The organism is Dorea chungnamensis (genome assembly GCF_039832125.1).
GTDB lineage: Bacteria > Bacillota > Clostridia > Lachnospirales > Lachnospiraceae > JAFBIX01.
The window spans coordinates 59,493-73,114 of sequence record NZ_JBDOHT010000009.1; the positions used below are offsets into that span (position 1 = coordinate 59,493).

The 13,622-nt window shown below is 41.6% G+C and carries 14 protein-coding genes; 5 read left to right on the forward strand and 9 right to left on the reverse strand.

Annotated elements, in window-relative coordinates:
• Nucleotides 1-73: 73 nt before the first annotated feature.
• The 5 genes from prfA to rho form a co-directional block, all read right to left on the reverse strand.
• Entirely contained in the window at nucleotides 74-1,150 is a 1,077-nt protein-coding gene (prfA, locus tag ABE613_RS09430) for a peptide chain release factor 1 (RefSeq protein WP_235233277.1), read from the reverse strand.
• A 50-nt stretch (nucleotides 1,151-1,200) separates the two neighbouring features.
• On the reverse strand, nucleotides 1,201-2,061 hold the full coding sequence (prmC, locus tag ABE613_RS09435; RefSeq protein ID WP_347376231.1) for a peptide chain release factor N(5)-glutamine methyltransferase: 861 nt from the start codon (nucleotides 2,059-2,061) through the stop codon (nucleotides 1,201-1,203).
• Nucleotides 2,024-2,962 carry a DUF1385 domain-containing protein gene (locus ABE613_RS09440; protein ID WP_235233275.1) on the reverse strand — a complete coding sequence of 313 codons (939 nt, stop codon included), beginning with the start codon at nucleotides 2,960-2,962 and terminating at the stop codon, nucleotides 2,024-2,026. Before ABE613_RS09440 ends, prmC begins: the two co-directional genes overlap by 38 nt.
• A 72-nt stretch (nucleotides 2,963-3,034) precedes the next feature.
• Nucleotides 3,035-3,238, reverse strand: a complete 204-nt coding sequence (gene rpmE, locus ABE613_RS09445) for a 50S ribosomal protein L31 (protein ID WP_235233274.1) — start codon at nucleotides 3,236-3,238, stop codon at nucleotides 3,035-3,037.
• Between the two features lie 98 nt (nucleotides 3,239-3,336).
• Nucleotides 3,337-4,674 carry a transcription termination factor Rho gene (gene rho, locus ABE613_RS09450; RefSeq protein ID WP_235233300.1) on the reverse strand — a complete coding sequence of 446 codons (1,338 nt, stop codon included), beginning with the start codon at nucleotides 4,672-4,674 and terminating at the stop codon, nucleotides 3,337-3,339.
• A 186-nt stretch (nucleotides 4,675-4,860) separates the two neighbouring features.
• On the opposite strand from rho, the gene ABE613_RS09455 reads away from it, so the two are divergent.
• From ABE613_RS09455 to ABE613_RS09475, 5 genes are read left to right on the forward strand one after another with little or no spacing between them, the layout of a single operon-like run.
• Entirely contained in the window at nucleotides 4,861-6,009 is a 1,149-nt protein-coding gene (locus ABE613_RS09455; protein WP_347376232.1) for an NAD(P)-dependent malic enzyme, read from the forward strand.
• Nucleotide 6,010: 1 nt separating this feature from the next.
• Entirely contained in the window at nucleotides 6,011-6,934 is a 924-nt protein-coding gene (mnmL, locus tag ABE613_RS09460) for a tRNA modification radical SAM protein MnmL/YtqA (RefSeq protein ID WP_347376233.1), read from the forward strand.
• Between the two features lie 2 nt (nucleotides 6,935-6,936).
• Nucleotides 6,937-7,449 (forward strand): DUF4364 family protein, encoded by a 513-nt coding sequence (locus ABE613_RS09465; RefSeq protein WP_347376234.1) that lies wholly within the window; start codon nucleotides 6,937-6,939, stop codon nucleotides 7,447-7,449.
• A gap of 16 nt (nucleotides 7,450-7,465) precedes the next feature.
• Nucleotides 7,466-8,017 (forward strand): chromate transporter, encoded by a 552-nt coding sequence (locus ABE613_RS09470; RefSeq protein WP_347376235.1) that lies wholly within the window; start codon nucleotides 7,466-7,468, stop codon nucleotides 8,015-8,017.
• Nucleotides 8,014-8,568, forward strand: a complete 555-nt coding sequence (locus ABE613_RS09475) for a chromate transporter (RefSeq protein WP_347376236.1) — start codon at nucleotides 8,014-8,016, stop codon at nucleotides 8,566-8,568. The genes ABE613_RS09470 and ABE613_RS09475 overlap by 4 nt, the downstream gene beginning before the upstream one ends.
• A gap of 65 nt (nucleotides 8,569-8,633) precedes the next feature.
• Here ABE613_RS09475 and hemW read toward each other — a convergent pair whose 3' ends face one another.
• From hemW to ABE613_RS09495, 4 genes are all read right to left on the reverse strand, one after another.
• Nucleotides 8,634-9,746: a radical SAM family heme chaperone HemW gene (hemW, locus tag ABE613_RS09480; protein WP_347376237.1), complete on the reverse strand. Its 1,113-nt coding sequence runs from the start codon at nucleotides 9,744-9,746 to the stop codon at nucleotides 8,634-8,636.
• The gene (lepA, locus tag ABE613_RS09485) at nucleotides 9,746-11,557 is read right to left on the reverse strand and encodes a translation elongation factor 4 (RefSeq protein ID WP_235233267.1); all 1,812 of its coding nucleotides are present in this window, start codon (nucleotides 11,555-11,557) and stop codon (nucleotides 9,746-9,748) included. Before lepA ends, hemW begins: the two co-directional genes overlap by 1 nt.
• 65 nt (nucleotides 11,558-11,622) lie before the next feature.
• Nucleotides 11,623-12,603, reverse strand: coding sequence for a DNA polymerase III subunit delta (gene holA / locus ABE613_RS09490; RefSeq protein ID WP_235233266.1), 981 nt, complete (start codon nucleotides 12,601-12,603; stop codon nucleotides 11,623-11,625).
• Nucleotides 12,604-12,606: 3 nt separating this feature from the next.
• Nucleotides 12,607-13,620: an alpha-hydroxy-acid oxidizing protein gene (locus ABE613_RS09495; RefSeq protein WP_235233265.1), complete on the reverse strand. Its 1,014-nt coding sequence runs from the start codon at nucleotides 13,618-13,620 to the stop codon at nucleotides 12,607-12,609.
• Nucleotides 13,621-13,622 lie beyond the last annotated feature (2 nt).

The following is a 13,622-nucleotide window of genomic DNA, read 5'->3' on the forward strand; positions in this document are numbered from 1 at the left end:
TCCCCTTTTGAATACAATAAAACCTTCCTCTGCTGCATTTTTCGGAAGGTTTATCTTGTATTGCTATTTCATCCTATTCATTTTCATTCATATTTGCAAGTTTCGCTGCCTGATCAGCTGCGATACACGCATCAATGATCTCCTGGATATCTCCGTTCATAATCTTATCAAGCTTATACAGTGTCAATCCGATTCGGTGATCTGTCACACGTCCCTGTGGGAAGTTATAAGTACGGATCTTCTCGGAACGGTCTCCGGTACCGATCTGGCTCTTTCTTGCTTCTGCTTCCGCATCATGCTGCTTCTGACATTCGATATCATACAGCTTTGCACGTAATAACGCGAATGCCTTTTCCTTATTCTGAAGCTGAGACTTCTCCGTCTGACTGTAGATTACAATTCCTGTCGGGTAATGGGTCAGACGCACCGCGGAGTCAGTGGTATTGACGCATTGTCCACCATTACCGGATGCACGCATAACATCGATACGGATATCCTTTTCATCGATTTGAATGTCTACGTCTTCTGCCTCTGGCATCACAGCGACCGTAATCGTAGATGTATGAATTCGTCCGCCTGATTCTGTCTCTGGAACACGCTGTACACGATGAACACCAGACTCATACTTCATTACCGAATAGGCACCCTGCCCATTGATCATAAAGGTAACATTCTTCATACCACCAATACCGATTTCTTCACACTCTACCAATTCTACTTTCCAACGTTTGCTCTCTGCGTAATGAAGATACATACGATAAATCTCTGCTGCAAAAAGTGCGGCTTCATCTCCGCCGGCACCTGCACGAATCTCTACCACAACGTTTTTATCATCATTCGGGTCTTTTGGCAACAGAAGAATCTTAAGTTCTTTCTCCAGTTCTTCTACTCTTGCCTTCGCTTCATTTAATTCTTCTTTGGCAAGCTCACGCATCTCTTCATCAGATTCCTCTTCTAACATCTCAAGACTGTCTGCGATTGTCTGCTTGCATGCTTTATATTCCTTATATGCCTCAACAATGGGGGTCAGTTCATTCTGTTCTTTCATGAGCTTACGGAATCTGGCCTGGTCATTGGCCACATCCGGCTCCTGCAACTCACTCAATATCTCTTCCAGACGAATGAGCAAATCCTCTAATTTGTCAAACATAACTCTTCCTCCTCAATCTATCCTTACGCAAGACATTTCCCTTGCGCACGTTATCTTTTATTGTACATGCCTGTAACCACACGGTCAAGACCTGCCAAATCCTTTTTTACTTTTATATCCTTATATCCACTTTCTCCCATAAGATATGACACATCCGATCCCTGATCGTGACCAATTTCAAACATCAGGAATCCTCCATCTTCCAGATATCTTTTGCCTTCTTTTATTATCTTACGGTAAAAGTACAGACCGTCTTCTCTTCCATCTAACGCAATCCTTGGATCATGAAAACGTACTTCCTCTTGGAGTTCTTCGATAACAGCAGTACGAATATAGGGTGGATTTGATACAATCAACTGATATTTTTCTTCTATATGTTCAAAAAGATTACTCTGTACAAATTCTGCCGCGACTTCCAACCTCTCGGAATTTCTTTTTGCCACCTTCAATGCATCTTCTGATATATCACATCCGGTTCCCACAGTTCCCGGACATAATTTCAAGAGACTCAACAAGATACATCCTGAGCCGGTACACATGTCCAGCACTTTCATTCCAGGTGTCCCTGCACGAACTACCTTTATCGCTTCTTCTACCAGTACCTCTGTGTCCTGCCTGGGTATCAACACATGTTCATTAACATAGAACGAATATCCCATAAATTCCTGCTCACCGGTGATATGCTGCAAGGGGATTCTGCTTTTACGCCTTGCAATGCAATCCCGATATTGTCTTACCTGACCTTCTGTAAGCTCTCTTTCAGGATCTCCATAATAAGACGCTCTGCTGATATTTGTCACATATTCAAGCAGATACCACGCATCTAATGCAGCCTCTGCGATCCCAGCCTCTGTCAGTGCAGCAACGCCTTCTTTATATATCTTCTGCAGTGTGAAAATTTTCTGCTTCATATGCTCTCCAATCGAAAACTGCTTCCACAGCCTGTATCGCAACTTCTATCATACTGTCATCCGGTTCTTTTGTTGTCAACTTCTGAATAGCGAGTCCCGGCTTACTGAACAGGTTGATCAGCGGGTTTTCACTGCATCCTGCCAGTTTCAATACTTCATAGGAGATTCCTGCAATTACCGGAAGCAAAGCAATTCGGATAATTATCCGCATAAATGGAGATTCTACTCTGATCAGCAATAACAGAATAATACTGATAGCCAACACAAAGAATAAGAAACTAGTTCCACATCTCTTATGCTGTCTGGAACTGATACGGACATTTTCCACTGTAAGCGGCAGGCCATGTTCAATACAATTGATACATTTATGCTCTGCCCCATGGTACATAAATGTTCTCTGGATATCTTCCATTCTGGATATCAGAAGCACATACACTACAAAAATCCCTATTCTTACGAATCCTTCTATGACAGTTCTGATAGTATAGGAAGCAATCAACGGCTTCAATAATAAAGACAGGAAATATGGTAATACCATAAAGATTGCAACTGCTGCGACTACGGAAAATACCACAGTAATTCCCATAATAATGCTCTCCTGCTTTTCCTTCTTCTGTGCTTCTTTTTCTGTCAGTTCCTGAACCTCTTCTTCCTCTTCATAAAAACTTGCAGAGAACGTCAATGTCTTTATCCCCAGTACCATAGAATCAATAAAATTAAAGATTCCTCTGACAAATGGTACTGTCGTCAGTTTCTTCCATCTGCCCGTAATACTCTGATAAGTCTCTTTCTGTACAAAAATCTCTCCATCCGGCTTGCGCACTGCCACAGCATAATCATCCTTATGCTTCATCATGATTCCCTCCAGCACTGCCTGTCCGCCAATATTTGATGACTTCATACACAACTCCTTTATTTCTATAAACATAAAAGGGTTGAGATTATATCAACCTCAACCCGATACTTGTAAATATTATTTGTCCATTCCGTATTTCTTATTGAACTTATCAACACGACCACGAGCCTGAGTTGCTTTCTGCTGTCCTGTATAGAATGGATGACATTTAGAACAAATTTCTACGTGAATATCTTCTTTTGTAGATCCTGTTACAAATGTATTGCCACAGTTACAAGTTACAGTTGCCTGATGATATGCTGGATGTATTCCTTCTTTCATGATTTTCACCTCTTCTTTATTTAGTCACATGCACGATGTGCAATTAAATTTCGTTTTCTAAACAGCTTTGTCATTGTATCATAAATATCGTATCTTGTCTAGATTAATTTTGTCTTTTTTACTAATTGAATCAATTCTGCATTATTTCTTGTTCGACTGAACATATTCAGAATATTGTCGACCGCTTCTTCTGCCCTCATTCCATTCAATGCTCTGCGCATAGAATCCACAGCCTCCTGCTCTTCCCTGGACAACAAAAGATCTTCTCTTCTTGTCCCAGATTTTGGAATATCTATTGCAGGGAACACTCTTCTTTCTGATAACTTGCGGTCTAATACCAATTCCATATTACCGGTACCTTTAAATTCTTCATAGACCACATCATCCATCTTACTTCCCGTATCTACCAATGCAGTTGCCAATATCGTAAGGCTTCCTCCCTCACGCATATTTCTTGCCGCACCAAAGAACCTCTTTGGCATATGAAGGGCAGCCGGATCAAGACCACCTGATAAAGTCCTTCCTGATGGCGGAACCGTAAGATTATATGCTCTTGCAAGCCTTGTAATACTATCCAATAGAATCATAACATCTTTTTTATGTTCTACCAGACGCTTTGCCCGCTCAATGACCATCTCCGACACACGTTTGTGATGTTCTGGGAGTTCATCAAACGTAGAGTATATCACTTCTACATTATCGCCTTCAATTGCTTCCTTTATATCAGTTACTTCCTCCGGCCGCTCATCGATCAGCAAAATTAACAGATGAATCTCCGGATTATTTTTACGTACAGACAACGCCACCTGCTTTAGCAAGGTCGTCTTACCAGCCTTCGGAGGTGACACGATCATTCCACGCTGTCCTTTTCCAATTGGAGACAGAAGATCCACAATACGCATGGCTGTGCTTGTCTTACCACATTCCAGACGCAGCCTTTCGTTTGGAAAAATTGGAGTCATATCTTCAAAATTCGCTCTGCGCATCGCTTTCATCGGATCCATCTCATTAATCTTCGTCAAATATAACAACGCGCTGAACTTTTCCTGTTGTGTCTTAATTCGAGTATTTCCTTCTAGAATATCTCCGGTCTTCAGATTGAACTTACGAATCTGGGATGGTGATACATAGACATCATTCTCTCCTGGAAGATAATTCGCACTTCGGATAAATCCGTAACCATCCTGATGAACCTCCAGAATTCCCCGTGCCTTGACACCACTGTCCAACCTGTCTATGTCATGCATTTCTTTATCTCCCGTATTGGCAGACATTTCTTTCACCGCATCTCTGGAAACCTGCTTCTCTTTTTCATCTTCCTCGAGCATACGTTCAACCAATTCTGCCTTTTTCATGGTTGAAATACCTTTTAATCCCCTTGCTTTTGCAAGGTCTTTTAAAGTAGACAAAGGCAAAGATTCATACTTCTCTCTCATCATAAACGTTCCTCACATATTCTCCATATAACACAATGGGATTTTTCAAGCTCGATTGAGCTTCTTTTGAATATGGTATGATTATACTACAATTCTTCTATTTTTAAAAGCCTTTTTATTGATTTGCTTTTCCAGGAATGATATGATTATAACCAATGAAAATATAAATGAAAAGGTGGTATCCCCATGACAACAAATGAAAAAGCACTTATGATGCATGAAAAATGGCAGGGAAAGATTGAAACAACCGCAAAATCCCATGTTAATTCCCGTGAAGATCTTGCAATTGCCTATACGCCAGGTGTCGCTGAACCTTGCAAAGTCATAGCAAAAGATAAAGAAGCTGCTTATACCTATACAATCAAATCCAACACCGTTGCTGTCGTTTCTGATGGAAGCGCAGTTCTTGGTCTTGGCAACATTGGTGCTCTTGCCGCTATGCCAGTTATGGAAGGCAAAGCAGTATTATTCAAAGAATTCGGCGGAGTAAATGCTGTACCTATCTGTCTCGACACGCAAGACACAGAAGAGATTATCAAGACTGTCGTTAATATTGCTCCAGCATTCGGCGGTATCAATCTGGAAGATATCAGCGCTCCTCGTTGTTTTGAGATTGAAGAGCGACTGAAAGAATTATTGGACATCCCAGTATTCCATGATGACCAGCATGGAACGGCAATTGTAGTTCTTGCCGGAATCATCAATGCGATGAAAGTAACCGGCAAAAATAAAGAAGATTCCAAAGTCGTTGTTAACGGTGCAGGATCTGCAGGTGTCGCTATAACAAAATTACTTCTTACCTATGGTTTCAAACATATTACCATGTGTGATATTAATGGAATTATAGGTAAAGATTCCCCAAATCTGAACTGGATGCAGCAGAAGATGGTGGAAGTTACAAACCTGGAAGGGAAGGCCGGAACATTGGCAGATGCATTGAAGGGCGCAGATATCTTTGTAGGTGTCTCTGCACCTAACATCGTGACTCAGGAAATGGTTGCTTCTATGAATCAGGATGCTATTCTCTTTGCAATGGCTAATCCAGTACCGGAAATCATGCCTGATCTTGCCAAAGCTGCTGGTGCCAAAGTCGTAGGAACCGGACGTTCCGACTTTCCGAATCAAGTCAATAATGTTGTTGCATTCCCTGGTATCTTCAAAGGTGCTTTAGAAGGACGCGCAACTCAGATTACCGAAGAAATGAAATTAGCAACCGCCAAAGCAATTGCAAGTCTGGTCTCTGATGATGAATTGAATGAAAACAACATTCTGCCAGAAGCTTTTGATCCGCGAGTTGCCGCTGTTGTCAGCCGCGCAGTAAAGGAATTGATCTAACATGACTATCCGATGGGGAGAAAAAAGATATTATTCTCTTGATTATTATATAAAGCAGACTTATGGAGAAAAACTATATAAGATTTCTCTGGATGGAGGAATGACCTGTCCGAACCGAGATGGCACTTTGGGCCGCCGGGGCTGTATCTTTTGCAGTACCGGCGGTTCAGGTGATTTTGCCTCTAATCGAAGATTGTCAATTACAGAACAGATTGAACAGGGTAAATCTCAAGTAGCCAAAAAGCATTCCGGTGTATCTTACATCGCATATTTTCAGGCATACACCAACACCTATGCCCCTGTTTCTTATCTAAGAGAAGTCTTCACTGAAGCAATTCATCACCCTGACATAAAGATTCTGGATATTGCCACACGACCGGATTGTCTCGGGTCAGATATCATAGAATTATTAGATGAATTAAACCAGATAAAGCCTGTGTGGGTTGAGTTGGGCCTTCAGACCATTCACCCTAAGACTGCCCGTTTTATCAGAAGAGGTTATGAACTTCCCATATTCGAGCAGGCAGTCCAGATGCTTCGCGCTATTCATATACCAGTCATCGTTCATACGATTCTAGGGCTCCCCGGAGAAAGTACCAAAGACATTCTTGATACCGTCCATTATCTGAATACACAGGATATTCAGGGAGTGAAGTTTCAATTATTACACATACTAAAAGATACAGATCTGGCTGATTACTACAACGATCATCCATTCTCACTGCCGGATATGGAAGAATATTTTTCTCTCATTGGGCAATGCCTGTGTCATCTCCGTCCAGATATCGTCATACACAGACTTACTGGTGACGGGCCAAAATCACTTCTGATTGCCCCCTTATGGACAGGAAATAAACGTCAAGTATTAAACAATCTGCAGGCATATCTGAAAACTCACGACATATGGCAAGGAAAGGAGTTATGACCATGGACACGTCTTTCAAATTATATAAACTAATTATTCTCTATATGCTGAATAAAGTAGATTTTCCTCTGACCAATGCTCAGATATCAGAATTCATTCTGGACGAAGGATATACCACTTATTTTAAACTTCAGCAGGCAATATCAGAACTCATTGAGTCTGGTTTCATCCGCGAAGAATCAACGCACAGCAGAACCTTCTACCATCTTACTGAAGAAGGTGCAGAGACGATTCATTTCTTTAAAAATGATATATCTCCTGCCATTCAGCAAGATATCAATACTTTTTTAAAAGAAAAGCAATACGAATTAAAAAATGAAGTTTCTGTCAAATCAGATTACTATCGCAATTCCAATCAGGAATATTCGGTACGATGTCAGGTAATCGAACATGGTGTTCCTCTCATTGACTTGACAGTCACTGCTCCGACAGAAGCCGAAGCCGAAACCATAGCAAATAACTGGACCAAAAAGAACCAGGAAGTCTATGCAATGATTATGTCAAATCTGCTGTGAACAAAAGGGGGATTTTATGAAATTAAAGAAATTAAGAGACTTATACATTAGTTTTTTTAAAATAGGAGGACTTACTTTCGGCGGTGGACTTGCAATGTTGCCAATGCTTCAGAGAGAAGTAGTACAAGAGCGTCATTGGTGTACCGAAGAAGAGATTCTTGACATGTATGCAATCGGCCAATGTACTCCGGGTATCATTGCCGTGAACACTGCAACTTACGTCGGATATAAACAGGCAGGTTTCACAGGAGGAGTTGCCGGAACACTTGGTGTTATCTCACCTTCCATCATTATTATCTGCTTGATTGCATCCATTTTACAGAACTTTATCCATCTTCCACTCGTTGTACATGCACTTGCAGGAATTCGCGTTATTGTCTGTGCATTAATGCTCAACACCGTTGTATCTATGGCGCGTAAGGGTATTATCGATAAGCTCGGAGCGGTTCTGTTTCTTGTAGCTTTTCTTCTGGCATGCTTTACTCCGATTCCTACTGCTGTAATTATCATATTGGCAGGTCTCGTTGGAATCATTGCCAAAAAACTAGAAGGGAGATGTGCCAAATGATATACCTGACATTAGCTTTTGAATTTTTCAAAATCGGCTTATTTTCTGTGGGCGGTGGAATGGCTACACTTCCTTTCCTTATGGATCTGACGGCAAAATATGATTGGTTTACTGCCAGTGAGCTTGCAAATATGGTCGCAATCAGTGAAAGTACCCCCGGCCCCGTCGGCATTAATATGGCAACTTACGCCGGATACCAGGCAGCTGGTATTCCTGGCGCTCTAATTGCAACTTTATCATTGACAGCTCCAGCATTAGTTATTATTGTCCTGATCGCCAGATTCTTAGAAAACTTTAGTGAAAATCCTACAGTCAAAGCTGTTTTTTATGGAATCCGTCCTACAGTAGCCGCCTTGATAGGTTATGCAGTATGGGAGCTCTTACAGATTACAATGGTCTGTACCACTGATGGACAGACACGTCTCAATCTGATCAGCATTACTGTCTGCCTGATAGCATTTATTTTCATGCAGATCAAGCCATTAAAAAAACTGCACCCCCTTGTATGGATTATTATGGGTGCAATCATTGGAATTTTATTTCAAATGTAAATAATATATCTCTATCTATAAAGAAGGCGCAGTAATCCCTGCGCCTTACATTTATTGAATATATATTAGTCTTCCAGAAGGAATTCACTCATCACATAATTACTGATATCAATCCCTCTCTCTGTCAGTCTCACATAATCTCCTGATTCTTCTAACAGTTTTTTATCATACATATCCTGCAAGACATTTCCATAAATATCTTCCATAATGCATCCAAAGTCTTTCTGAAACTTACTTTTTGACACGCCTTCTATCTTTCGAAGCCCCAGGAACATATACTCTTCCATCTGATTTGCCCTGCTTAGGACTTCTGGCTCTTCTCCCTGTGTCCAACGTCTGTTTTGCATCAGAGATGCAGCTCCGGTCCCAATGCCCAGATATTCTGCCCGATTCCAATATCCAAGATTATGACGGCATTCATATCCTTCTCTGGCATAATTCGATATTTCATATCTGTGATATCCATATTCCTTAAGAATATCTGCAGTAAGCTGATACATCAGACGTTCTGTATCTTCATCGGGAAGCTCTCTTTTTCTTCTTGCTTTGGCCCGCTCTCCTTCGCCATACTTTTCATAAAATGGCGTGCCAGGCTCAATAATCAGACTATATGCTGATATATGTTCCGGTCCCAATTCTGCCACTGTACTCAGGGTCTTCATCCAATCTTTCAGCGTCTGAAACGGTATTCCCGACATCAGATCCACATTAATATTGTCAAATTCCTCTTCTCTTGCAAGCGCGAAAGTTTCCAGAAAATCTTCATATGTATGAATCCTGCCAAGCATCTTTAATTCCTGATTATTCGTCGACTGAAGACCTATACTCAGGCGATTAATACCAACTTTCCGATAGGACTTCATCTTCATCCGGTCTACAGTACCAGGATTCACTTCTATTGAGATCTCTGCATCTGAATCTACCGGAAAGGTTCCTCTGACAGCATCAAAAATCGCATGAATCTGCCCAGGTTCCAGAATAGACGGTGTCCCTCCGCCAATGAAAACACTGACAATATGATAATCCCCTGACAACACTCCATAAGCACGTATCTGCTCACAAAGTTCTTCTACATACCGCTGTCTTTCTTCAGCCGAAGCAGGCGCTGACAGAAAATCACAGTACCTGCATTTCTTCACACAGAACGGTATATGAATATATAATTCTAATGGTCTCATTACTTATCATCCAGCTTTAACACACTCATAAATGCTTTTTGTGGAATCTCCACATTTCCCACCTGTCGCATACGCTTCTTACCTTCTTTTTGCTTTTCCAGAAGCTTCCTCTTACGGCTGATATCACCACCGTAGCATTTCGCCAACACATCTTTGCGCATCGCTTTTACCGTCTCTCTGGCAATAATCTTACTTCCGATTGCAGCCTGAATCGGAATCTCGAACAACTGTCTTGGAATCTCTTCCTTTAACTTCTCACACATCTTACGTCCGCGTTCATATGCTGTATCTGCATGAATAATAAAGGAAAGCGCATCTACCTCTTCTTTGTTAATCAAAATATCCAGTTTCACAAGATTAGACTGTACATAACCATCCATCTCATAATCGAAGGATGCATAACCTCGGGATCGAGATTTTAATGCATCAAAGAAATCATAGATAATCTCATTCAATGGCAAATGATATCTCAGCACTGCACGAGTCTCTTCAATATATTCCATCCCATCATAGATTCCCCTGCGTTCCTGACACAGATCCATAATGGCACCGATAAACTCGGAAGTTACCATGATTTCAGCCTTAACCATAGGTTCTTCCATATACTCTATTTCTGATGGATCTGGAAGATTAGACGGGTTGGTCAATTCAATAACATCTCCATTGGTTTTATGAACCTTGTAGATAACACCTGGTGCGGTCGTTACCAGATCCAGATTATATTCTCTCTCCAGACGTTCCTGAATAATTTCCAGATGTAATAATCCCAAAAAGCCACATCGGAAACCAAATCCTAATGCAATAGATGTCTCTGGTTCAAACTGCAAAGACGCATCATTTAACTGCAATTTTTCCAGCGCATCTCTAAGATCCGGGTATTTCGCGCCATCTGCCGGATACATGCCACAATAAACCATTGGGTTTACTTTCTTATATCCGGGAAGTGGTTCAGCACATGGTTCCACCGCATTGGTAATCGTATCTCCCACACGAGTATCCTTCACATTCTTCAGACTGGCTGTAATATATCCTACCATTCCTGCGCTTAGCTCCTCACAAGGAATGAACTGTCCTGCGCCAAAGTAGCCCACTTCCACGACCTCAGCCTTTGCTCCGGTCGCCATCATCAGAATCGGAGTTCCCTTTCGAACGGATCCTTCCTTGATTCGACAGAATACTATAACACCTTTATAAGAATCATATAAAGAGTCAAAAATCAAAGCCTGCAAAGGTGCCTCTGGATTTCCCACAGGAGCCGGAATCTTCTCAACAATCTGCTCCAGAACCTGATCCACATTCAATCCGGTTTTTGCAGAGATCAATGGTGCATCCGTTGCCTCGATGCCAATGACATCTTCAATCTCCTCAATCACACGCTCCGGCTCAGCACTTGGAAGATCAATCTTATTAATCACCGGCATAACATCCAGATCATGATCCAATGCCAGATAGACGTTCGCCAGTGTCTGAGCCTCCACACCCTGTGCGGCATCAACTACCAGAATTGCTCCATCACAGGCAGCCAGACTTCTGGAAACTTCATAATTAAAATCCACATGCCCTGGGGTATCAATCAGATTGAAAATATACTCTTCCCCGTTCTTCGCCTTATAAACAATACGCACCGCCTGCGCTTTGATGGTAATTCCTCGCTCTCTCTCCAATTCCATATTGTCAAGAACCTGAGACTGCATCTCCCGGCTGGTAAGCAGACCTGTCATCTCAATAATACGGTCTGCCAGCGTAGATTTTCCGTGATCAATATGCGCTATAATACAAAAATTACGAATTTTACTCTGATCTATTGCCACTGATATCTTTCCCCTTAATCATAAATTTACAATTATTATTTTCAGCAATCGCTGCGCTCAGTATATCACGCAGCACTGTATTTTACAATGAAAAGTTCCACACTCATCACATCATTCAGACGTCCTGTTTTTACCATTTCTTCCGTATTGACTGCTTCTTCCATGATACTTCTAAGCTCTTCCCTGGAAAAAGTTCTGCACTGCTGTATATACTTGCCAGCCACAAAAGGATGGAGTCCTACAGTCTTTGCAATCTGTGATTTTTCATATCCTTTTCCACAGAGATCCTTCACTTCAAGAAGTAGTTTGAACTGGCGGGCCAGAAGATACAAGATTCGCATCGGCGGTTCTTTCAATGCAAGCAGGTCATAATAATAATTCAAGGCTTTTTTCTGCTGTTTTACAGCTACCGCTTCCACCATTTCAAAAATCTTGTTGGTAATCTGGGTCGTACAGATATCGTCAATATCCTGTACCGTAATCTCGTTTCTGCCCAATGTATAGGAGAATAACTTTTCCATCTCTTTTTCCAGATTCTCCATGTCTGTGCCTGTTTTTGACACCAGATAACGAGCTGTAGATTCCTTGATCTGTCTGCCTTCTCTTTTCACATTACCGGCAATCCAATACAAAAGTGTCTTCTCATCCTGGCGTCCCATTTCAACGATCCGCCCCTTATCTTTTGCCGCCTTATACATCTTACCGCGCTTGTCCACTTCATTTTCTACAAATAAGAAGCAGACAGTGTCAGGCATATTTTTCATATAATCTGCTAATTCTGGTGTTGCACTTTTAAAAAAGCCAGAATTTTCTATCACGATCAATCTGCGCTCAGCAAAAAACGGCATCGTTTCCGCCAGATCGATCAATTCTGCCGGATTGATTCCTTTCCCCTCATAATAAGCATAATTCACGGTATCCCCATCTGGGAGTATCGCTTTGGTAAGCTTATCTTTATACTGTTTTTTCAAATAAGCCTCCTCCCCATACAGGAGATATATTTGCTTAAATTGACCTAATTTAATATCCTCATTCAAACTTTTCATGAATTATCTTACCATGTCTCTTGAAATATCTTCCAGGGAATGTGCCCCACACATTGCCATAGTATCCTTTAATTCTGAAGCCAGTTTTTCCGTATAGGCTGCGACACCTTCTCCGGCTCCACCATATACAGCCGTCACGTATGGACGTCCAATCAAAACCGCATCTGCACCAAGTGCTAACGCTTTAAAGATATCGACACCTGAACGAATTCCTCCATCGACAAATATCTTCATATCTTTTCCGACTGCATCCACAATGTCTGCTAATACTTCTGCTGTTGCCGGACACTGATCCAGCACACGTCCTCCATGATTCGATACAACAATTGCTGCCGCCCCGGCTTCTTTCGCCTTCAACGCACCTTTTACAGTCATGATACCTTTCAGAATAAAAGGAACTTTTGCTTCTCGCACAATCTCCTGAAGTTCTTCCACTGATTTACTTCCAGCCGGAGGAGTAAGATTCTTCAAAAACGGAAGACCTGCCGCATCGATATCCATTGCCACCGCAAAAGAACCAGAATCCTGAATCATAGACAACTTTTCTCTTAAAGTATTCATGTCCCACGGTTTTACTGTCGGGATTCCTTTTCCTCCCTTTCCCTTGATTGCTTTGGTTGCTGCCACCATAACTGCCGGATTAGTACCATCTCCGGTAAATGCTGCAATTCCTGCATCTGCACAGGCAGATACCAGGATATCATTGTACTCCAGATCATCATATTTATCTCCATAATGCAACTTCATCGCTCCGATTGGAGCGGCAAAAATCGGATATTTAAAAGACTCTCCAAAAATATTCAATGTAGTGTCTACTGGTTTATTTTCACAGATCGTATCCATGTTCACACATAATTCCTGCCATTTATCATAATTACGAATTGCCACCGTTCCACTTCCCTTTGCTCCAGGTCCCGGCATCTTATTGCCACAAGCCTTTCCATTACATACCGGACAGGCTTTGCAATGTTCTCCCATGCAAGTTTTTGCATGATTCAATACTTCTTCATATGTCATAT